Source organism: Kitasatospora sp. NBC_00315 (assembly GCF_041435095.1).
Classification (GTDB): Bacteria; Actinomycetota; Actinomycetes; order Streptomycetales; family Streptomycetaceae; genus Kitasatospora.
Window position 1 is genome coordinate 166,974 of sequence record NZ_CP108025.1, and the last position, 23,630, is coordinate 190,603.

2 protein-coding genes are annotated in these 23,630 nt (G+C 73.3%); both read right to left on the reverse strand.

Features of this window, described 5'->3' with window-relative positions:
• Positions 1-71 precede the first annotated feature (71 nt).
• The gene (locus tag OG823_RS00740; protein ID WP_371476525.1) at positions 72-9,911 is read right to left on the reverse strand and encodes an amino acid adenylation domain-containing protein; all 9,840 of its coding nucleotides are present in this window, start codon (positions 9,909-9,911) and stop codon (positions 72-74) included.
• A gap of 94 nt (positions 9,912-10,005) precedes the next feature.
• Positions 10,006-23,502 carry an amino acid adenylation domain-containing protein gene (locus tag OG823_RS00745; RefSeq protein WP_371476527.1) on the reverse strand — a complete coding sequence of 4,499 codons (13,497 nt, stop codon included), beginning with the start codon at positions 23,500-23,502 and terminating at the stop codon, positions 10,006-10,008.
• Positions 23,503-23,630 lie beyond the last annotated feature (128 nt).

A 23,630-nucleotide genomic window follows, 5' to 3' on the forward strand; every position in this document is an offset into this window, starting at 1 on the left:
CGCGTTGGTCGTCCGCGTGCTCCTGGGGCGGGAGGCGGGCCGGTCACCGGCTCGCCTCCCGCCCTTCGTGCTCAGCCCCGGTCGGCCAGCAGGTCGTTCATGACCGCTCCCATCACCTTCGAGTGCTCCGGCATGTGCATGTCGTTGTGGGTGCAGGTGACCTCGTGCTCGGTGATGGCGCCGGTGATGTTCGCCTGCCACTTCTCCCGGCCCGAGGTGTCGCCCGCGTCCCGGCCGAGCATCGCGGTGAACACCAGCGCGTCGCCGTCGTACACCGGGGAGACGAAGGTCTGCAGCTTCTCGTGGTGGTCGGTGATGATCGCGGTGGCGACATCGACCATCTGCAGGAAGTCGTCGCCGCCGCGCATGGCGCTGAAGTACCGCTCCATCTCCAGCCGCATCAGCCGCTCGAAGTCCTCGCGCTGGAAGGCGTCCGGCACGCCGTGCCGGGGCGCGGCGTCGAGCAGCGCCAGCATGCCGACCGTCCGGCCGCGCTCGCGCAGCTTCGCGGCGACGGCCTGCGCGACGATGCCGCCGAAGGAGTAGCCGAGCAGGTGGTACGGGCCCTCCGGCTCGACCTGGAGGATCTCCTCCAGGTAGTCCTCGGCCATCGCGTCGATGGACTCCGGCAGGTTCCCCGCGCCGTCGAAGCCGCGGGCCTGGATGCCGTAGACCGGCCGGTCCGGGAAGCTCGCCGACAGTCCCAGGTAGGCCCAGCCGAGGCCGCCGCCGGGGTGCAGGCAGAAGACCGGCTTGCGGGTGCCCTCGGACTTGATGCGCAGCACCACCGCGAACGGGTCCGACGGCTCCGTCGCGGTGTCGGGTCGAAGGTGCGCGGCGAGCTTGGCGACGGTCGGGGCGTCGAACACGGCCCGCAGCGGCACCTCGACGCCGAGCGCCCCGCGGACCCGGCTGATCAGCCGGGTGGCGCGCAGCGAGTGGCCGCCGAGGGCGAAGAAGTCGTCGTCGATGCCGACCCGTTCCACGCCGAGGACCTCGGCGAACACCGCGGCCAGCACCTCCTCCTCGAGGGTGCGCGGGCTGCGGTAGGCGCTGCCGGTCATCACCGGCGACGGCAGGGCCGCCCTGTCCAGCTTGCCGTTGGGCAGCAGCGGCATCCGGTCCATGGTGACGAACGCCGACGGCACCATGTAGTCGGGCAGTTTCTCGGCCATGAAGTCGCGCAGGCCCGACAGGCGGCTCCCGGAGTCCGGGTCGCTGACGAACACCGACAACAGGTCGATCTCCTCGCCCGGCACGAAGACGTCCGCGAGCGGAAGTTCCGCACCCGGCCGCAGCAGCACGGCATCGTACCGGCCCGGCTGCGCGGACCAGCTGAGCACCGCGCGGTAGCCGAGCCTCTCGGCGAGCCGCCGGCAGTCGGCCGGGCCGAACGCGTCCGGGTCGGTCGTGGCGGCCGCGGCGCGCCGGATGTCGGCGACCGGCCGGTGCCCGGCGGCCGCGTCGAGCCGGCGCACGATGTCGACCACCGGGTTGACCTCGGGCAGCGGGATGCCGGTCAGGCGCAGGCTGTCGGGGCTCTGCTCGGACAGGATCCGGCGCAGCACCTCGGGCGAGCCGACGCCGTCGAAGGCCAGCGGCGTCACCTCGGCGAGCGAGCGCACCTCGGCCGGGGCCTTGCGCAGCACCACCTCGTAGCGGTAGCGGCTGAGCTCGTTGGCGGCCCCCATGTCCTTGAGTCGGATGTCCACCGCGCCGATCTCGGGCAGCAGGCGGGGCAGCGCGACGAAGAACTCCGGTGCGAGCAGCAGTTCGCGCTCGGCCAGGATCTCCAGACGGACCCGGTCGCGCAGCTGCTCGACGGTGATCTCGGAGTCGGCGCGGGCCAGTTGGATCTCGGCGGCGAACTCGCGCAGCAGGTTGTTGTTGCGGATGTCGCCGAGGTAGATCGCGCCGCCGGGGGCCAGCGTCCTCATCGCCTTGCCGATGACGTCGATCAGGTAGCCGGCGTTGGGGAAGTACTGGACGACCGAGTTGATCACGACGGTGTCGAAGTGGCCCTGCGGCAGGTCGTCGATGTCGTCGGCGCGCCGGGTCTTGAGGGTGACCCGGTCGGCCCACGGCGCGTCGAGGCGGCGGATCTGCTCGGTCAGCGACTCGATGGTGGCGCGGGAGAAGTCCAGCGCCCAGTACTCGTCGACCTGCGGGACCACCGGCGCCATCAGCAGGCCGGAGCCGACGCCGATCTCCAGCACCCGGGAGGGCGCCAGCGACATGATGTGGTCCACGGCCGCCTGCCGCCACTCCCGCATCTCGTCCAGCGCGATCGGCGCGCCGGTGTAACTGCTGTGCCAGCCCTGGAAGTTCTCGCCGAACTCGACGAACTCCTCCAAGGTCGCCTCGGGCACTTCGCGGTCCTCCGCGGTGTACGCCTCCTTGTGGGCGTACAGATCGTCGTAGACCGCCTCCCACTGGTCGACCGAGGTGGCCTCGGAGCTCTCGTGGCGGACCAGCGAGATCTCCTTGTCGAGCACCAGGTAGCCGACCAGGTCCTTGGTGCCGGGGGTGGCGTCGGCCTCGCGGGCGACGACCACGGCCTGGGAGATCGCCGGGTGGGCGGCCATCGCCGCCTCGACCTCGCCGGGCTCGATCCGGAAGCCGCGGATCTTCACCTGGTCGTCGCTGCGGCCGGCGAACACCAGCTCGCCGTCGACGGTCCAGCGCACCAGGTCGCCGGTGCGGTACATCCGGCCGCCGGCCGGGTCGAACGGGTCGGCGACGAACCGCGCCGCGGTCAGGTCCGGGCGGTTGCGGTAGCCGCGGCCGACGCCGGCGCCGGCGACGTACAGCTCGCCGACCACGCCGGGCGGCACCGGGACCAGGCCCGGGGCCAGCACGTAGGCGCGGCTGTTGGGCAGCGGGCCGCCGATCGGGACGGCGCCGCCGACCGGCCGGTCCGCCGAGGCCGCGTCCTGCACGACGTGGTACGAGGAGTCGACGGTGATCTCGGTCGGGCCGTAGGCGTTGACCACCGCGACGCCGGGGTGGTTGCGCTGGAACTCCTCGATGACCCGGGGCGACACCGCGTCGCCGCCGGTCACGATCCGCTGCAGCGCCGCCATCCGGTGCCTGTAGGTGCGGTTGGCGAGTTCCTCGAGCAGCGCCGGCACGGCGAACACCGCGGTGACCTGCTCGGTGTCGATGACGCGGACCAGGGCGTCGACGTCGCCGGTGTCGGACGGGCCGACGACCAGGGCACCGCCGCCGATCAGGGCCGGCCAGGTCTCGAACGCGGAGGCGTCGAAGGAGATCGAGGACTGCAGCAGGGTTCGGCCGCCGGGCTCCGGCCACCCGTGCAGCGCCATGTCGAGGACGTTGCGGTGGCTGATGGCCACGCCCTTGGGCGTGCCGGTCGACCCGGAGGTGTAGATGACGTACGCCAGGTTCTCGGGGCGCACCGTGCGCGCGGCCCGCAGGCTCCGGCTCTGCTCGGCGTCCGCCGGGGTGCGCTCCTCGTCCAGGAAGACCAGCGGGGCGTCGACCGCGGGCAGCACCGCCGCGGTCTCCCGGTCGGTCAGCACCACGGCGGGGCTCGCGTCGGAGAGGATGAACGCCACGCGCGGGCCCGGGTACTGCGGGTCGATCGGCAGGTACGCGGCGCCGGCCTTGAGCACCGCGAGCAGCCCGACCAGGTAGTCCGCGGAGCGGCGGGTGGCGACGGCGACCACGCGCTCCGGGCCGGCGCCGTGGGTGCGCAGTTCGGCGGCCAGGCCGTCGGCCAGCGCGTCGACCTCGGCGAAGCTGAGCGTCCGGTCGCCGTCGACCACCGCGTCGGCGTCCGGCGTGGCGGCGGCCACCGCCTCGAAGGCGGCGATCAGCGTGGTGTCCTCGACGTCCCGGGCGGTGTCGTTCCACTGCCCGAGCACCAGGCACCGCTCCGCGCGGGTGACCACCTCGACCGCGCCGACCGCCACGTGCGGGTCGCCGGTGATCTGCTCCAGCACCCGCAGGTAGCGCTCCCCGATCTGCTCGATCGCGGCCTCGTCGAACACGGCCAGCTGGTACTGCAGGGACAGCCGCAGCGGGTCGGGCGCGGCCATCAGGGTCAGCGGGTAGTGGGTGCCGTCGACCGGGGTGGAGCGGCTGATGGTCAACCCGGAGTCGCCGATCGGCTGGGTCAGGGCGTCGTGGTCGATCGGGTAGGACTCGAACCCGACGATGGTGTCGAACAGCGTCGGCAGGCCGACGCCCTTCTGGATCTCGACCAGCCCGTGGTGGTGGTGGTCCAGCAGCACGGCCTGCCGGTCCTGCAGGTCGGTGAGGACCTGCGCGAGGGTCAGCCGCGGGTCCAGGCGCACCCGCACCGGCAGGGTGTTGATGAACAGGCCGATCATGGTGCCCACGCCCGGGACGACCGGGGGACGGCCGGAGACCGTCATGCCGAACAGCACGTCCTCGCGCGCCGTCAGCTGGCCCAGCATGACCGCCCAGGCTCCCTGCACCACGGTGTTGACGGTGACGCCCAGGTCGGCGGCGCGCCGGATCAGGGCGCGGGCGGCGTCGGCGGACAGGCCGACCTGGAAACGGCCCATGCCTTCGTCGGTGTCGGCCTGCCGGGCGCGCGGCGCCAGCAGCGTCGGCTCGGTGACGCCGGCCAGTTCCTCGTTCCAGGTCTGCGCCGACAACTCGCGGTCCTGCTTCGACTGCCACAGCAGGAAGTCCCGGTAGCTGGGTGCCTTGGGCAGCTGGGCGGCGTCTCCGTGGACCACGTACAGGCCCATCAGGTCGTGCATCAGCAGCGGCGTCGACCAGCCGTCGAACAGCAGGTGGTGCGCCATCAGGACGAGTTCCCAGCGGCGGTCGGCGGTGCGGATCAGCTTCATCCGCACCAGTGGCGCCGCCGTCACGTCGAAGTGGTCGCGCCGGTCCTCGGCCAGCAGTTCCTCCAGCCGGGCGGGCCGCTCGGCCTCGGGCACGGCCCGCAGGTCGACCTCCTGCCAGGGCAGATCGACCCGGCTCGGGACGATCTGGATCGGCGTGCCGTCGGTGGCGAAGGCGTACGACACCCGCAGGTTCGCGTGCCGGTCGAGCAGCGCCTGCCCGGCGCGGCGCATCCGGTCGGGCTCGACCAGGCCGTCGACGTGCATCACGAACTGCATCTGGTACGGGTCGAGTTCGCGGCCGGACAGCATCGCGTGGAACAGCAGACCCGCCTGCATCGGGGTCAGTGACCAGACGTCCGCGACGTTCGGGTGCCGGGCCTCCAGGACGCTGATCTCCAGCTGGGACAGCGGCACCATCGGCAGGTCGGACGGGGTCAGGCCGCCCGCGTCGGGGCCGGCGGCGTGCCGGGCCAGGCCGGTGAGCGCCGCGGTCCAGCGGTCGGCCAGGTCCTGCACCTCGGCGCGGGTGAGCACGCCGGTGGCGAACGCGAACTGCGCGCTCAGCGAAGGGCCCTGATCGGAGTCGGTGACCGCGGCGGTGATGTCCAGGGTGTGCGCCAGCGGCATGTCGGCGTCGAACGGCGCGGCCACGCCCCGCACGGTGGTCACCGGTGTCCAGCCGAGGCCGCGGATCTCCTCCGGCAGCTCGGCGCCGGACAGCCGGCCCAGGTAGTTGAAGCCGATCTGGCCGGTCGGCAGCGCGGCGAGTTCGGCGGACGTCTCGGGGTTGAGGTGGCGCAGCAGGCCGTAGCCGACGCCCTTGTCGGGGACGGCGCGCAACTGTTCCTTGACCACCTTGACGGTGCGGCCGGCCCAGCTGCCGCCGGCGATCGAGCCCTCGACGTCCATGCCGGCGACGGAGATCCGCACCGGGTAGAGGGTGGTGAACCAGCCGAGGGTGCGGGACAGGTCCGCGCCCGGGATCACGTCCTCCTCGCGGCCGTGGCCCTCCATGTTCACCAGCACCGAGGACTGCCGGACGCCGCGGGACCGGCGCCAGGCGGCGACGGCGAGGGCGACGCCGGCGAGCAGGCCGTCGTCGGCGCCGCAGCGGAACACGTTCGGCAGCGTGGTCAGCAGGTGCTCGGTGACCTCGGCGGACAACCGGACCTCGACCCGCTCGACCGTCGAGACGAGGTCGACCGCCGAGTCCAGGGCCCGCGACCCGAGCAGCGGGTCGGGCTCGGACAGCGTCTCGCGCCACAGGTCCAGCTCCGCGACGCGGGCGGGCCTGCGGGCCTCCTCGGCCAGCGCGGCGCTCCAGCGGCGGACGGAGGTGCCGACGCGCGCGACCAGCGGTGGCTTGCCCTCCTGGATCGCGCCCCATGCCTGGATCAGGTCCGGGACGACGATGCGCCAGGACACGCCGTCGACGACCAGGTGGTGCGCGACCAGCAGCAGGCGGCCCGGGCCGGCGCCGGTCTCGAACCAGACGAACTGCAGCATCCGGCCGGCGGCCGGGTCCAGGCGGTCCAGCGCCCGGTCCAGCTCGGTGCTGATCAGCGCGCCCCAGGCCGGCTCGTCGGCCAGGCCGTGGGCCTCGACCCGGTGGACCAGGGCGTCCACGTCCACCGAACCGGGCTCGCCGACCAGCAGGCGCGGACCGCTCCCGCCGGTGACCAGGCGCGAGCGCCACAGGTCGTGCCGGTCGACCACGGCGGTGAGCGTGGCCGCCAGAGCGGCGCGGTCGATGCCAACGGGCAGGCCGAGCACGCTCCACTGCGCGTAGCGGCCGAAACCGCCACCGCGCCGCAGCATCCACTCGGCGACCGGCAGCAGGCCCACCTCGCCGACACCGCCGCCCGGCAGCTCCGCAAGCAGCGCCTCCTGCGCCGAACCGTTCTCCACCGCGACCCGGGCCAGCTCGGCGACGGTACGGGCCTCGAACACGTCACGCGCGCGGATCACCACGCCGACCTGCCGGGCCCGGGTCACCACCTGGATCGAACGGATGCTGTCACCGCCCAGCGCGAAGAAGTCGTCGTCCACACCGACCCGGTCCACACCGAGCACCTCGCCGAAGACCCCCGCCAGCAACTCCTCCTCCGCGGAGGACGGGGCCCGGTAGGCGCCCCCGGAGAACACCGGCGCGGGCAGCGCGGCCTTGTCCACCTTGCCGTTGACGGTCAGCGGCAGCCGCTCCAGGACCACGAACGCGGACGGCACCATGTAGTCGGGCAGCCGCTCCACCGCCCAACCGCGCAGCACACCGATGAGGTCCTCCGGGGTCTGCTCGGTCCGGTCGGGGACGAGGTAGGCGACCAGGCGCTTGCCGGTGTCGGTGACACCCGCCTGCGCGTCACCGTCCGAACGCGCCACCACCACGGCCTGCGCCACCGCCGGGTGCGCGATCAGCACCGACTCGATCTCACCCGGCTCCACCCGGAAACCACGCAACTGGACCTGATCGTCACTGCGGCCCAGATACAGCAACTCGCCCCCGACGGTCCACTTCGCCAGATCCCCCGTGCGATACAACCGACCACCCGACGTGAACGGGTCGGCAACGAAACGCGCCGCGGACAGACCCGCACGACCCCGGTAACCACGAGCCAGACCACTACCACCCACATACATCTCACCGACCACACCCGGCGGAACCGGCGACAGACCCCCGTCCAGGACATACACCCGCGTATTGGCCAACGGCACCCCCACCGGCGAGATCCCGCCCAACCCCTCACCCCGACCCAGCTCCAACCGGGTCACGTGCACCGTGGTCTCGGTGATCCCGTACATGTTGACCACCACCGGCGCGGCACCCCCCGACCACCAACCCTGCATCCGCGCCGGATCCACCGCCTCACCACCGAGGACCACCATCCGCAACGCGCAACGCTCCACCGCACCCTCGGGCCGCGCCTCGACCAACGCGTAGAACGCGGCCGGAGTCTGGCTGAGCACCGTGACACGCCGCTCCAGCAGAACGTCCCACAGGTCGGCGGGCGAACGCACCACCTCCCACGGCACCAACACCGTCGTACCGCCGTACAGCAACGCGCCCCACATCTCCCACACCGAGAAGTCGAACGCCTGCGAATGACACCACCCCCACACGTCCCCGGCACCGAACCCCGCCCACGAGTCCGTCCCCGCGAACAGCGAGAACACACTCCGAAACGACACCGCCACACCCTTCGGCGCACCCGTCGAACCCGACGTGTAGATCACATACGCCAGATGCTCCGACCGCAACCTGCCCAACCGGTCCGCATCCACCGGCGCCTTCGCCACCGGCGCACGCTCGTCGTCCAGATACAGCCGCGGCACGTCCACCGCCGGCAACACCCCGTCCGTCACCCGATCCGTCACGACCACCCGCGGCTTCGCGTCACCGAACACATACTCCATCCGACCGCCCGGATACCGCGGATCCACCGGCAGATACGTCCCACCCGCCTTCGTCACCGCCAGCAACGCCACCACCAGGTCCACCGAACGACCCGTCGCCACCGCCACCACCACATCCGGACCCACACCCCGCGCGATCAGCTCGAACGCCAACGCGTTCGCCCGACCGTCCAGCTCCGCATACGTCAGACTCCGCTCACCCGCCACCACCGCGACCGCATCCGGCCCCTCGGCCACCCGCGCCTCGAACACCTCCGCCAACAACGCGTCCGCGACCTCGACCCCGGCCCCGCTCCACACCCCCGTCACCGCCGACCGCTCCCACCCCGACAACACCTCCACCCGCCGCACCGACACACCCGGCTCCCCCACCAACCGACCCAGAACCGCGACAAACCGCTCCGCCAAACCCTCCACCGACGACCGATCGAACAGATCGAGGTCGTACTCGAGGAATCCCTGGAACTCGCCCTTCGCGCCGGGCGCCATGATCAGGCTCAGGTCGAACTTGGACACCTGGTTGACGGTCGGCTCCACCGACCACTCCAGGCCGGGCATCTCGACGGCCCGGTGCGCCGACACGAGGGTGCTCTGCCAGACGAACGCGGCCTGGAACAAAGGCTGGTAGGAGGTGGAGCGCTCCGGGTTCAGCAGCTCCACCAGCCGCTCGAACGGCAGGTCCTGGTGGTCGTAGGCGGCCAGCGCCTTGTCCCGGACCTGCGCGACCACCTCCTCGAAGGACCGGTCCCCGGACAGGTCGACCCGCAGCACCCAGTTGTTGATGAAGAACCCGATCAGGTCGTGCAGGTCCTCGTCGGTGCGGCCGGCGATCGGCGAGCCGGTGACGACGTCGTCACCGGCGCCGAGCCGGGACAGCAGCACCGAGTACGCGGCCTGCAGCACCATCGGCACGGTCGCGTTGTGCTTGCGGGCCAGCTCGTCGACGGCCGCGGCGACCTCGGGCGCGACGGTGAAGTCCACCGTCGCGCCGTGGTAGGCCCGGTGCGGCGGGCGCGGCCGGTCGGTCGGCAGGGTCAACGGCTGCGGGGCGCCGTCCAGTTCGCGGCGCCAGTAGTCAACCTGCTTGGCGGCGAGGCTGCCCGGGTCGTCCAGCTCGCCGAGCAGCTCCTGCTGCCACAGCGTGTAGTCCGCGTACTGGACCGGCAGCGGCTCCCAGTCCGGCGCGGAGCCCTCGGCGCGGCACACGTAGGCGGTGGTGAGGTCGCGGGCCAGCGGGGCCATCGAGGCGGCGTCGCCGGCGATGTGGTGCATCAGCACGACCAGGACGAACTCGGCCGGGCCGACCTCCAGCAGGCTGACCCGGATCGGGATCTCGGTCTCCAGCTCGAACTGGTGGGCGACCGCGTCCTCGATCGCCGCGGCCACCTGCTCGGGCTCGACGGTGCGGGTCGGGACCTCGATGACGACCTCGTCGGCGGACAGGATCCGCTGGAAGGCCACACCGCGCTCGTCCTGGCCGATCACGGTGCGCAGGCTCTCGTGGCGGCGCACCAGGTCGCGGACGGCCAGCGCCATCACGCCGGCGTCCACCTCGGCCTTCAGGCGCAGCACCACCGGCTGGTTGTAGGTGGCCGAAGGCCCTTCGAACCGGTACAGGAACCACAGCCGGCTCTGCGCGAACGACAACGGGATCATGCCATTACCTCTCGGAATCCGTGGGCGGGCGCAGGCGACTCGGGCCCGTGGTGTTGCCTGGTCGTGCGGGTCACTACTGGTCCGTGCGGGGTCACTACCGGTCGGCTCGGCCGACGTGCACGAGGTCACCGGTCCTGGTCCGCCGGACCAGCTCCCCGGTGCGGTACATCCGGCCACCGGCCGGGTCGAACGGGTTGGCCACGAAGCGGGACGCGGTCAGGCCCGCGTCGCCGGGGTAGCCGCGGCCGAGGCCGGGGCCGGCGAGGTAGAGCTCGCCGGTCACCCGCGGCGGGACCGGCGCGAGGCCGGGGCCGAGCACGAGCACCTGGACGTCCGGCAGCGGCCGGCCGAGCGCGGCGCCCGGTGTCCGGGACGCGGGACGGACGGTCGCGTGGCCGGTCTCCGGGCAGGTGTACCCGTCGAGGCCGGGTCCGTCCTCGTCCAGGGCGAGCACGGCGCCGACGCTCCAGGCGACGAACGCCTCGGCGACCGGCAGGCCGGTTCCCGGAGCGCCGCCCGGGCCCGCGGCGAGCCGCCCGCCCGGTACCACGTCGAACGCCGCCGCCAGCTGGGCGACCCGGCCGCCGATGCCGCGGTGGGACACGGCCGTGCCGCAGGCGTGCTGCGCGAGGTGCTGCGAGCGCAGCGGCCGGAGCCGGTCCGCGTCGGTCGGCGTTCGGTCGACACCGGCCGGCCAGGCGTCCGGCGCGAGCACCGGAACACCGGCGGCGTCCGCGGTGTCGGCGATGGCGGCGGTGTCGGCGGTGTCGGCCAGCACCAGCCGTACGCCCCCGTCCGGGGACGCGGCGCCCGGCAGGTACGCGCCGCCGGCCTTGAGCACGGCGAGCAGCGCCACCGCCGCGGCCAGCGGCTCGCGCACCGCCACGGCCACCGCGTCGTCGGGGCCGACGCCGCACGCGATCAGTTCGAACGCCAGGCCGTTGGCGCGGCGGTCCAGCTCGGCGTACGTCAGCGACCGGCCGTCGGCCGTCACCGCGGGCGCGTCCGGGACGGCCGCCGCCGTGGTCTCGAACAGACCGGGCAGCAGCGTCGGATCCTGGGGTGCGGCCCGCCGGGCGGGCCCGGGCCGCTTGTGCTCGACCAGCGACCGTTCCGCGACGGTGAGCACCTCGATCGCGCCGACCGCGGTGTGCGGGTCGTCGATGAGCTGCTCCAGGACGAGCCGGTACCGCTCCGCCATCTGCTCGACGGCCGGCGCCTCGAACAGCGAGCGCTGGTACTGCAGCATGATCCGGAGCGGGTCCGGGGCGGCCATCAGCGTCACCGGGTAGTGGGTACCGGTCGAGTAGCGCAGGCTGCTGATGGTGATCCCGGTCTCCGGCAGGGTGTGCCCGGCCTCCCAGGGGTAGGACTCGAACACCACCACGCTGTCGAACAGGGTGCGCAGCCCGGATGCCTCCTGGATGTCGGCCAGGCCGTGGTGGTGGTGTTCGGTCAGCGCGGCCTGCCGGTCCTGCAGGCCGGTCAGCGTCTCGGCCAGCGTCGCGCCGGGGCGCAGGCGCACCCGCACCGGCAGCGTGTTGATGAACAGGCCGATCATCTCGTCGGAGCCGGCCAGCTGCGGCGGGCGTCCGGAGACGGTCTGGCCGAACAGCACGTCCTCGCGGGCCGTCAGCCGGCCCAGCAGGATCGCCCAGGCGCCCTGGATGACGGTGTTGACGGTGACGCCCAGGTCGGCGGCGCGCCGCACCAGTTCGCGGGCCCGCTCGGGCGGCAGCCCGACGTCGATCCGGCCGATGCCTCCCTCGGTGTCGCCCTGGCGCGCGGCGGGGGCCAGCAGCGTCGGCTCGCCGATCCCGTCGAGTTCCTCCGCCCAGGCGCGGGCCGATTCGCCGGCGTCCTGCCGCCCGAGCCACCGCATGAACTCGCGGTAGCTGCGGGCCCGCGGGAGCTGCGAGGCGTCGCCGTCGGTCTCGTACAGGCCGAGCAGGTCCTGCAGGAGCAGCGGCAATGACCAGCCGTCGAACATCAGGTGGTGACTGGTGACGACGACCTCGAAGCTCTGCTCGCCGGTCCGGATCAGGGTGAGGCGGACCAGCGGCGCGACGGCCGGGTCGAAGTGCTTCTTGTGGTCGGCGGCCAGCAGCTCCTCGAGCCGCGCGGGCCGCGCGGCCTCGGGCAGACCGAGCAGGTCGTGCTGCTCCCACTGCGGCTCGGCCCGTTCCGGTACCACCTGCACGGCGGCGCCGTCCGTGGTGAAGGCGAACGCGGCCCGCAGGTTGGCGTGCCGGTCGAGCAGCGCCTGCCCGGCGCGGCGCATCCGGCGGGCGTCGACGGGGCCTTCCAGGTGCAGGGTGAACTGCATCTGGTACGGGTCGTACTCGCTGCCGGTGAGCATCACGTGGAACAGCAGGCCGGACTGCACGGGGGTCAGCGGCCAGACGTCGGCCAGGCCGGGGTGGCGGGCCTGGACGGCGTCGATCTCGGCCTGGGACAGCGGCACCATCGGCAGGTCGGACGGGGTCAGGCCGCCCGCGTCGGGGCCGGCGGCGTGCCGGGCCAGGCCGGTGAGTGCCGCGGTCCAGCGCTCGGCCAGGTCCTGCACCTCGGCGCGGGTGAGCACGCCGGTGGCGAACGCGAAGCGGGCGTTCAGCACCGGGCCCTGCTCGGTGTCGGTGACGACGGCGGTGACGTCCAGGGTGTGCGCCAGCGGCATGTCGGCGTCGAAGTCCGCGGCGAGCGACTCGACCATCGGCATCGGCGTCCACCCCGCGGCACCGGGCGCGTCGGGCGACTCCAGGAGGCGGCCGAGGTAGTTGAAGGCGATCTGGCCGGTCGGCAGCGCGGCGAGTTGGGGCGCGGTCTCGGGGTTGAGGTAGCGCAGCAGGCCGTAGCCGACGCCCTTGCCGGGGACGGCGCGCAGCTGTTCCTTGACCGCCTTGACCGCGCGGCCGGCGGCCGCTCCCCCGGCCAGGGCGTCGTCCAGGTCCAGGCCGGGGACGCCGACGCGCACCGGGTGGATGGTGGTGAACCAGCCGAGGGTGCGGGACAGGTCCGCGCCCGGGATCACGTCCTCCTCGCGGCCGTGGCCCTCGACGTCCACCAGCACCGAGGACTGCCGGACGCCGCGGGACCGGCGCCAGGCGGCGACGGCGAGGGCGACGCCGGCGAGCAGGCCGTCGTCGGCGCCGCAGCGGAACACGTTCGGCAGCGTGGTCAGCAGGTGCTCGGTGACCTCGGCGGACAGCCGGACCTCGACCCGGTCCACGGTCGCGGTGACGTCCTTCGCCGGGTCGAGCGGTCGCACGCCCAACAGCGGGTCGGGCTCGGACAGCGTCTCGCGCCACAGGTCCAGCTCCGCGACGCGGGCGGGCCTGCGGGCCTCCTCGGCCAGCGCGGCGCTCCAGCGGCGGACGGACGTTCCGGTCGGCGCCGGGGCCGGCGTGCGGCCGGCCTGGACAGCGGCCCAGGACTGGGCCAGGTCCGGGGCGACGATCTGCCAGGACACGCCGTCGACGACCAGGTGGTGCGCGACCAGCAGCAGGCGGCCCGCGCCGGCGCCGGTCTCGAACCAGACGAACTGCAGCATCCGGCCGGCGGCCGGGTCCAGGCGGTCCAGCGCCCGGTCCAGCTCGGTGCTGATCAGCGCGCCCCAGGCCGGCTCGTCGGCCAGGCCGTGGGCCTCGACCCGGTGGACCAGGGCGTCCACGTCCACCGAACCGGGCTCGCCGACCAGCAGGCGCGGACCGCTCTCCCCGGTGACCAGGCGCGAGCGCCACAGGTCGTGCCGGTCGACCACGGCGGTGAGCGTGGCCGCCAGAGCGGCGCGGTCAATGCCAACGGGCAGGCCGAGCACGCTCCACTGCGCGTAGCGGCCGAAACCGCCACCGCGCCGCAGCATCCACTCGGCGACCGGCAGCAGGCCCACCTCGCCGACACCGCCGCCCGGCAGCTCCGCAAGCAGCGCCTCCTGCGCCGAACCGTTCTCCACCGCGACCCGGGCCAGCTCGGCGACGGTACGGGCCTCGAACACGTCACGCGCGCGGATCACCACGCCGACCTGCCGGGCCCGGGTCACCACCTGGATCGAACGGATGCTGTCACCGCCCAGCGCGAAGAAGTCGTCGTCCACACCGACCCGGTCCACACCGAGCACCTCGCCGAAGACCCCCGCCAGCAACTCCTCCTCCGCGGAGGACGGGGCCCGGTAGGCGCCCCCGGAGAACACCGGCGCGGGCAGCGCGGCCTTGTCCACCTTGCCGTTGACGGTCAGCGGCAGCCGCTCCAGGACCACGAACGCGGACGGCACCATGTAGTCGGGCAGCCGCTCCACCGCCCAACCGCGCAGCACACCGATGATGTGCTCGGTCACGATGCCGTCGACCAGGACCGTGTCACCGGCGAAGCTCAGGACGCCGTCCAGCATGTCCCTGGGGGTGTCGTCGCCGCGGGAGGCTGCCTGCGGGGCCTCCTGGATCCGGTCGGGGACGAGGTAGGCGACCAGGCGCTTGCCGGTGTCGGTGACACCCGCCTGCGCGTCACCGTCCGAACGCGCCACCACCACGGCCTGCGCCACCGCCGGGTGCGCGATCAGCACCGACTCGATCTCACCCGGCTCCACCCGGAAACCACGCAACTGGACCTGATCGTCACTGCGGCCCAGATACAGCAACTCGCCCCCGACGGTCCACTTCGCCAGATCCCCCGTGCGATACAACCGACCACCCGACGAGAACGGGTCGGCAACGAAACGCGCCGCGGACAGACCCGCACGACCCCGGTAACCACGAGCCAGACCACTACCACCCACATACATCTCACCGACCACACCCGGCGGAACCGGCGACAGACCCCCGTCCAGGACATACACCCGCGTATTGGCCAACGGCACCCCCACCGGCGAGATCCCGCCCAACCCCTCACCCCGACCCAGCTCCAACCGGGTCACGTGCACCGTGGTCTCGGTGATCCCGTACATGTTGACCACCACCGGCGCGGCACCCCCCGACCACCAACCCTGCATCCGCGCCGGATCCACCGCCTCACCACCGAGGACCACCATCCGCAACGCGCAACGCTCCACCGCACCCTCGGGCCGCGCCTCGACCAACGCGTAGAACGCGGCCGGAGTCTGGCTGAGCACCGTGACACGCCGCTCCAGCAGAACGTCCCACAGGTCGGCGGGCGAACGCACCACCTCCCACGGCACCAACACCGTCGTACCGCCGTACAGCAACGCGCCCCACATCTCCCACACCGAGAAGTCGAACGCCTGCGAATGACACCACCCCCACACGTCCCCGGCACCGAACCCCGCCCACGAGTCCGTCCCCGCGAACAGCGAGAACACACTCCGAAACGACACCGCCACACCCTTCGGCGCACCCGTCGAACCCGACGTGTAGATCACATACGCCAGATGCTCCGACCGCAACCTGCCCAACCGGTCCGCATCCACCGGCGCCTTCGCCACCGGCGCACGCTCGTCGTCCAGATACAGCCGCGGCACGTCCACCGCCGGCAACACCCCGTCCGTCACCCGATCCGTCACAACCACCCGCGGCTTCGCGTCACCGAACACATACTCCATCCGACCGCCCGGATACCGCGGATCCACCGGCAGATACGTCCCACCCGCCTTCGTCACCGCCAGCAACGCCACCACCAGGTCCACCGAACGACCCGTCGCCACCGCCACCACCACATCCGGACCCACACCCCGCGCGATCAGCTCGAACGCCAACGCGTTCGCCCGACCGTCCAGCTCCGCATACGTCAGACTCCGCTCACCCGCCACCACCGCGACCGCATCCGGCCCCTCGGCCACCCGCGCCTCGAACACCTCCGCCAACAACGCGTCCGCGACCTCGACCCCGGCCCCGCTCCACACCCCGACGACCGCCGACCGCTCCCACCCCGACAACACCTCCACCCGCCGCACCGACACACCCGGCTCCCCCACCAACCGACCCAGAACCGCGACAAACCGCTCCGCCAAACCCTCCACCGACGACCGATCGAACAGATCGAGCGCGAATTCGAGGCTGCCGTGCAGGCCGCGGTCGTCCTCGGTGTCCTCGACCAGCCGCACGGTGAGGTCGAACTTGGCGGTGTCGTTCGGGATCGGCTCGATCTCGATGTGGAGGTCCGAGCCGGCGGCGGCGGGCAGGACGTCCTTGTTCCAGACGAAGGCGACCTGGAACAGCGGGTGGTAGGAGGTGGAGCGCTCCGGGTTCAGCAGCTCCACCAGCCGCTCGAACGGCAGGTCCTGGTGGTCGTAGGCGGCCAGCGCCTTGTCCCGGACCTGCGCGACCACCTCCTCGAAGGACCGGTCGCCGGACAGGTCGACCCGCAGCACCCAGTTGTTCGCGAAGTAGCCGATCAGGTCGTGCAGGTCCTCGTCGGCGCGGCCGGCGATCGGCGAGCCGAGAGACACGTCCTCGCCGGCGCCGAGCCGGGACAGCAGCACCGCCAGCGCCGCCTGCAGCACCATCGGCGGCGTCGCGCCGTGCTCGCGGGCCAGCCGCTCGACCCGGCCGACCAGCTCCGGTGCGATCCGGAACTCCACGGTGTCGCCGCGGTAGCCGACCCGCGCCGGGCGCGGCCGGTCGGTCGGCAGCGCGATCGGCTGCGGCGCATCAGTCAACTCTGCATGCCAGTAGGCGAGTTGGTGGGCAGCGATGCTCTCCGGGTCCTCCACGTCGCCGAGCAGCTCCTGCTGCCACAGCGTGTAGTCCGCGTACTGGACCGGCAGCGGCTCCCAGTCCGGCGCGGAGCCCTCGGCGCGGCACACGTAGGCGGTGGTGAGGTCGCGCACCAGGGGGGCGATCGAGGCGCCGTCGCCGGCGATGTGGTGCAGCAGGATGATCAGGACGTGCTCGTCCGGGCCACAGGCGAGCAGCGACACCCGGAGTGGGATCTCGGTCTCCAGCTCGAACTCGTGCGCCAGGGCCTGCGCGACCGCCCCGGCGACGGCGTCCTGCGTCACCGGGGCGACCGGGACCTCGATCGCGGCCTGCTCGACGGGCAGGATCCGCTGGAACGCCACACCGCGCTCGTCCTGGCCGATCAGGGTGCGCAGGCTCTCGTGGCGGCGGATCACGTCGCCGAACGCCTCGGCGAGGACCCGCGGGTCCAGCGCGCCGTGCATCCGCAGGACCACCGGCATGTTGTAGGTGACGGACGGGCCGTCGAACCGGTACAGGAAGAACAGCCGGCTCTGCGCGTACGACAGCGGCAGCCGCTCGGGGCGCTCCACCGCGCCCACCCGCGGCCGCTCCGGCGCGGCGGAGCCCGGCACCGCGGAGCCCTGCGGCCCGGCGCCCAGCAGCCCGGCCAGGCCGGCGACGGTCGGGTGGTCGAACACCGCGCGGATCGGCACCTCGGCACCCAGCGCACGGCGCACCCTGCCGACCAGCCGGGTGGCGCGCAGCGAGTGGCCGCCGAGCAGGAAGAAGTCGTCGTCGATGCCGACCCGGTCCACCTCCAGCACCTCGGCGAAGATCTCCGCGAGGCGCTGCTCCTGCTCCGTCCGCGGCGCCCGGTACTCGCCGGTGGCGGCGAACATCGGGTCCGGCAGGGCGGCCCGGTCGATCTTGCCGTTGACGGTCAGCGGCAGCCGGTCCAGCACCACGAAGGCCGCGGGCACCATGTACGCCGGCAGCTGCTCGCCGAGGGCGGAGCGCAGCGCGGCGGCGAGGTCCTCGCCGGGCTCCGCGGCGGTGTCGGGCACCACGTAGGCGACCAACTGCTTCGAGCCGTCGGCGGTGCCGGTCTCCCGGGCGAGGACGACGGACTGGGCGACCGCGGGGTGCGCGGTGAGCGCGGACTCGATCTCGCCGGGCTCGACGCGGAAGCCGCGCACCTTCACCTGGGTGTCGTTGCGGCCGACGTAGACGATCCGGCCGTCGCGGGTCCAGCGCGCCAGGTCGCCGGTGCGGTACAGGCGTTCGCCCGCGCCGCCGACCGCGGCGGCGACGAACCGGGAGGCGGTCAGCGCCGGGCGGTGCAGGTAACCGCGGGCCAGGCCCGCGCCGGCGAGGTAGAGCTCACCGACGACGCCCGGCGGGACGGGGGTCAGGTTGTCGTCGAGGACGTAGGCGCGCATGCCGTCCAGCGGCCGGCCGATCGGTGTGCCGGCGGACAGGTCCTCGGTGGGCGAGAAGGGGTGGGTGACGGCGAAGGTGGTGGTCTCGGTGGGGCCGTAGCCGTTGGTGACCCGGATGTCGGGGCAGTGCTCCCACAGCTGCCCGAGCGTCGCGACCGGCACGGCGTCGCCGCCGACCCACAGCCGTTCGAGGCCGGCCAGGCAGGCCGGGTCCTGGTCGATCACGGCGGCGAACAAACCGACCGGCAGCCACATCGCGTTCAGGCCGTGGGCCGCGATCAGGGCGTGCAGCTCGACCGCGTCGATCTCGCCGGGCGGGGCGACGACCGCCAGCCCGCCGGACAGCAGCGGCGCCCAGACCTCGAAGGTGCTGGCGTCGAAGGCCTGCGAGGAGTGCACCAGCACCCGGTCGGCGCCGGCGAACTGCCGGTCGGTGGCCAGGGCGACGATGTCGGCGTGGGTGACGGCGACGCCCTTGGGGGTGCCGGTCGAGCCGGAGGTGTACATCACGTACGCGAGGTTCGACACCGCGACCGGGCCGGCGGGCTTCGCCGCGGAGTCGGTGGCCTCCGCCTCCTGCAGCGTGCGCACCGGGACGCCCGCCTGCGGCACCAGGGCCGCGGCGTCCTCGGTGGCCAGCACCAGCACCGGCCGGGCGTCGGCGAGCACGAACTCGAGCCGCTCGCGCGGGTACTCCACGTCCAGCGGCAGGTAGCCGGCCCCGGCCTTGAGCACGGCGAGCTGCGCCACCAGCAGTTCGGCGGAGCGCCGCGCGGCGATCCCGACCAGGGTCTCGGGGCCGGCGCCCCAGGCGGTCAGCGCGGCGGCGAGCCGGTCGGAGCGGGCGTCCAGTTCGGCGTAGCTGAGGGTGGTGTCCCCGCAGGTCACGGCAGGCGCGTCGGGCGTCCGGGCGACCTGCGCGGCGAACAGTTCCGGCACCGGGACGGTCTGCGTGTCGCGGGCGGTGTCGTTCCAGTCGGTCAGGACCCGCCGCCGCTCGGCCGGGTCCAGCACCTCGACGCCGGCGACGGCCGCCTCGGGGGTGGCGGTGACCTGTTCGAGCACCCGGACGAACCGGGCCGCGAGCTGCTCGGCGGTGGACCGGTCGAAGAGGTCGAGGGCGTACTCCAGGAAGCCTTCGAAGCCGCTCTCGCCGTCCGCCTCGGACAGTGTCAGGGTGAGGTCGAACTTGGCGGTCCGGGCGCCCTCGGTCATGTCCATGTGCGGCGTGAGAGTGAGCCCGGGCAGTTCCATCCGGGGGAACAGGCCCTCGTTCCAGACGAACACGACCTGGAACAGCGGCTGGTAGGAGGAGGAGCGCTCCGGGTTCAGCAGCTCCACCAGGCGCTCGAACGGCAGGTCCTGGTGGGCATAGGCGGCCAGCGCCCGGTCCCGGACGTCGTCGACGAGCGCGGCGAAGGAGGTGTGCCCGGACAGGTCGGCGCGCAGCACCCAGTTGTTGACGAAGAAGCCGACCAGAGCGTCGAGGTCCTGGTCGGTGCGCCCGGCGATCGGCGAGCCGATCGCCACGTCCTCGCCCGCGCCGAGCCGGGACAGCAGCACCACCAGCGCCGACTGCAGCACGATCGGCGTGGTCGCGCCGTGCTCACGGGCCAGCCGGCGTACCGCGGCGGCCAGTTCGGCGGCCACGGCGAACCCGACGGTCGCGCCGCGGTGGCTGGCCCGCACGGGGCGCGGGCGGTCGGTCGGCAGCGCCAGCGGCTGCGGCACTCCTTCCAACTCACGCTGCCAGTGGTCGAGTTGGACGGCGGCCGGGCTCTCCGGGTCGTTCTCGTCGCCGAGCAGAGCGCGCTGCCACAGCGTGTAGTCCGCGTACTGCACCGGCAGCGGCGTGAACTCGGGGGCGCGTCCCGCCGCGCGGGCCGCGTACGCGGCCAGCAGGTCGCGGGCCAGCGGGGCCATCGAGGCGCCGTCGCCGGCGATGTGGTGCAGCACGAGGACCAGGACGCCGACCTCGGTGCCGTCGCGGAGCAGGCGACCGCGGATCGGGATCTCGGCACGCAGGTCGAAGCAGTACGCGAGTTCCTCGGCGATGGCCGCGTCGAGGCCGTCCGGCGCGAGGTCCAGCACGGGCAGCTCGGTCGCCACCCGGTCCGCGGGCAGGATCACCTGGTGGGCGGCGCCGTCCTCGTCCTCGGCGAACACCGTGTGCAGGCTCTCGTGGCGCAGCACCACGTCGTGGAAGGCGGCGGCCAGCGCGGCGGTGTCCACCTCGCCGCGCAGTTCGAACACCACCGGGAGGTTGTAGAGCGCCGACGGGCCCTCGAAGCGGTGCAGGAACCAGAGCCGGCTCTGCGCGTAGGACAGCGGCAGGCGCTCCGGGCGCTTCATCGGCTCGACCCGCGGGCGCACAGCGGGCGCGGTGGCGGTTCCCGCCCCGCTGACGGCGCCGGGCTCCAGGTGTTCGGCGAGCTGCGCGACGGTCGGGTGGTCGAACACGGCGCGGATCGGCACCTCGGTGCCCAGCGCGCGGCGCACCTTGCCGATCAGCCGGGTGGCGCGCAGCGAGTGGCCGCCGAGCAGGAAGAAGTCGTCGTCGATGCCGACCAGGTCGGCCTCCAGCACCTCGGCGAAGATGCCGGCCAGCAGCTGCTCGCGCGGCGAGCGCGGGGCGCGGTAGGCGCGTCCGGTGGTGAACACCGGTGCGGGAAGCGCGGCCCGGTCGATCTTTCCGCTGAGGGTCAGCGGCAGCTCGGGCAGCACCACGAACGCGGCCGGGACCATGAACTCGGGCAGCTGCTCGGCGACGAACCGGCGCAGCTCGCCGGCGAGCTCCTCCTGGTCGTCCTCGCCGGCGCCGTCGACGACCGCGTAGGCGACCAGTTGCCTGGTGACCTCGCCGAGGGCCCGTTCGCCCGCGCTCTCCCGCGCGATGACGGTGCAGCGCCGCACCAGCGGGTGTGCGGCGAGGGCCGACTCCACCTCGCCGGGCTCGATCCGGAAGCCGCGGATCTTGACCTGGCCGTCGGCGCGGCCGACGAAGCGCATCGCGCCGTCGCGGCCCCAGCGGACCAGGTCGCCGGTGCGGTACAGGCGGCCGCCGACCGGGCCGAAGGGGTCGGCGACGAACCGGGTCGCGGTCAGTCCCGGCCGTTCGAAGTAGCCGCGGGCCAGGCCGGCGCCGGCGATGTACAGCTCGCCGACGACGCCCGGCGGCACCGGCACCAGGCCGGGGCCGAGCACGTACACGCGGGTGTCGTCGAGCGGCACGCCGATCGGGACGCCGGCCGCCACGTCGGTGTCCGGCGTCAGCGTGTGGGTCAGGGCGGCCACGGTGATCTCGGACGGGCCGTAGGCGTTGACGATCTCGGTGTCGGGGGCGTGGATCCGCATCTGCTCGACCGTGGCGACCGGCAGCACGTCGCCGCCGGTCCACACGTACGGCATGGCGGCGAGGCAGGCCGGGTCCTGCTCGACGACCGCCGCGAACAGGCCGGTGGGCAGCAGCGTGCCGGACAGTCGGTGGCGTTCGGTCAGCGCGCGAACAACGTCGGCGTCGACCGTCCCGGACTCCACGACGACGCAGCCGCCGGACAGCAGCGGGACCCACAGCTCCCAGGTCGAGGCGTCGAAGGACAGCGAGGAGTGCAGCAGCACCCGGTCGAGACCGGCCGAGGAGCGGTCGGTGGCCAGTGCGACGACGCCCCCGTGGGTGATCATCACGCCCTTGGGGCCGCCGGTGGAGCCGGAGGTGTAGATGACGTGCGCGAGGCTGGACGGCGAGGCCGGGCCGGCGAGCCCGGTGTCTTCCGGCTCGATCTCCTCGAGTTCGGCGAAGGTCAGCACCTCGACGTCCTCCGCCAGGGCCGGGAGCGGCTCGCCGCCGGTCAGCACCACCACCGGCCGCACCGCGGCCACCATGGTCCCGAGCCGCTCGGCGGGGTACTCCGGGTCGAGCGGGAAGTACGCGGCGCCGACCTTCAACACGGCGAACGCCGCGACGACGAACTCGGCCGAGGGCCGGAACGCCAGGCCGACCAGCGACTCGCGGCGCACCCCGCGGCGCGCCAGGGCCCCGGCCAGCCGGGTCGACCGGGCGTCGAGCTCGGCGTACGTGAGGGTGCGGTCGCCGGCGACCACGGCCGGCGCGTCGGGGGTGCGCAGCGCCTGCGCGGCGAACACGTCGACGATGGTCGAGCGCGCCGGCTCGCGCGCGGTGTCGTTCCACTTCACCAGGACCTCGTGGGCCCGGTCCTCGTCCATCATCTCGACCAGGCCGACCGGGACATACGGGTCGTCGACCGCCGTGCGCACCAAGGCGAGCAGCTGCTCCAGGAACAGTTCGAGGTCGGCGTGGACGTACCGGGTCGCGTCGCCGTCCACGTGCACGGACATGCCGTGTCCGGGCCGTTCGTCGGCCAGCAGGGTGAACGCCAGGTCCGGCACCGCGCCGAACCGGATGTCGGTGATGTAGCCGCGCACGCCGTCCAGGTCGAGCGTCTGGGCCCACGGAATGAGGTTCAGGCTGGGGCCGAACACCGCGCCGCCGGAGTTCGAGGTGCCGACCGCGTTGCGGATGTCGGACATCTGGTACCGGCCGTGCAGGCCGGTGGTGCGGGTCTGCACGGCGACGTCCCGGGCGACGTCGACGAACGCCGCCTCGACCGGCACCCGGACCCGGGCCGGCACGATGCCGCGCAGCAGGCCCGGCGAGTTGGCGTCGGCCCCGGTGCGGTTGGAGCCGGCGACGGAGAACACGAACTCGCCGAGCCCGGTCATCCGGTTCAGGAACACCGCGGTCGCGCCGGCCAACAGTCCGCTGACCGTCATGCCCAGCGACTCGGCGACGGTCTCCCACTCGGTCAGTTCGGCGCGGGTGACGACCGCGGAGTGCCGCAGCTGGCCGGGGACCGCGTCGCGGCGACGCTCGCCGTGCAGGCGGGCGGGCTCGGGCAGGTCGGCCAGGTAGTCCCGCCAGAACGCCTCGTCGGCCGCGTACCGCTCGGAGGCCCGGTACCGGGCGTCCTGCTCCGCGATCACCCCGGCGTCGCCGAAGGTCGACGGTGCGGCCGGGCGGTCGCGGCGGGCGGCCGTGTACAGCTCGGCGACCCGGGCGACCAGCATCGCCATGCCGAAGCCGTCGGTCACCAGGTGGTGGGGGGCGAACAGCAGCCAGGAGCGCTCGGCGCCCAGCCGGATCGTCCCGGCGCGGACCAGGACGTCGCGCTCCAGGTCGAACGGCGTCGTCAGGACGGACTCGACCAGGGCCTGCGCCGCCGCCTCCGGGTCGGGCTCGGCGGACACGTCCGCGCGGAACGGCTCCCAGGCAGCGGCGTCGCCGACGACCTGGCGCAGCCCGTCCTCGAACTCGCGGACGTTCACCCGCAGGACCTCCGCCTCGGCCAGCAGGGTGCGCAGCGCCGACTCCAGCAGTTCCACGTCGAGCCCGCCGGCCACGTCGACGACGAGGCACGGGATGTTCGGGACCTCGGGGGCGAGTGCCTGCGCCAGCCACAGTTCTTTCTGCGCCGACGACATACCGAACGATCGCGAGGGATGCATGGCTGCCCTTTCGGAAGTCCCGCGGCATTTACGCGTTTCGGCCGCCGCAGCCGTAATCTACGGGGCCCGCAGACGGGCCTCAATGGCGGCCAACTCCCATGTCGACCAGCGGTTTTGAAGTAAGACGG

Excerpts from the sequence above, each read along its gene's own strand:
- OG823_RS00745 (WP_371476527.1), bottom strand. The coding sequence starts at position 23,502 with ATGCATCCCTCGCGATCGTTCGGTATGTCGTCGGCGCAGAAAGAACTG.
- OG823_RS00740 (WP_371476525.1), bottom strand. The coding sequence starts at position 9,911 with ATGATCCCGTTGTCGTTCGCGCAGAGCCGGCTGTGGTTCCTGTACCGG.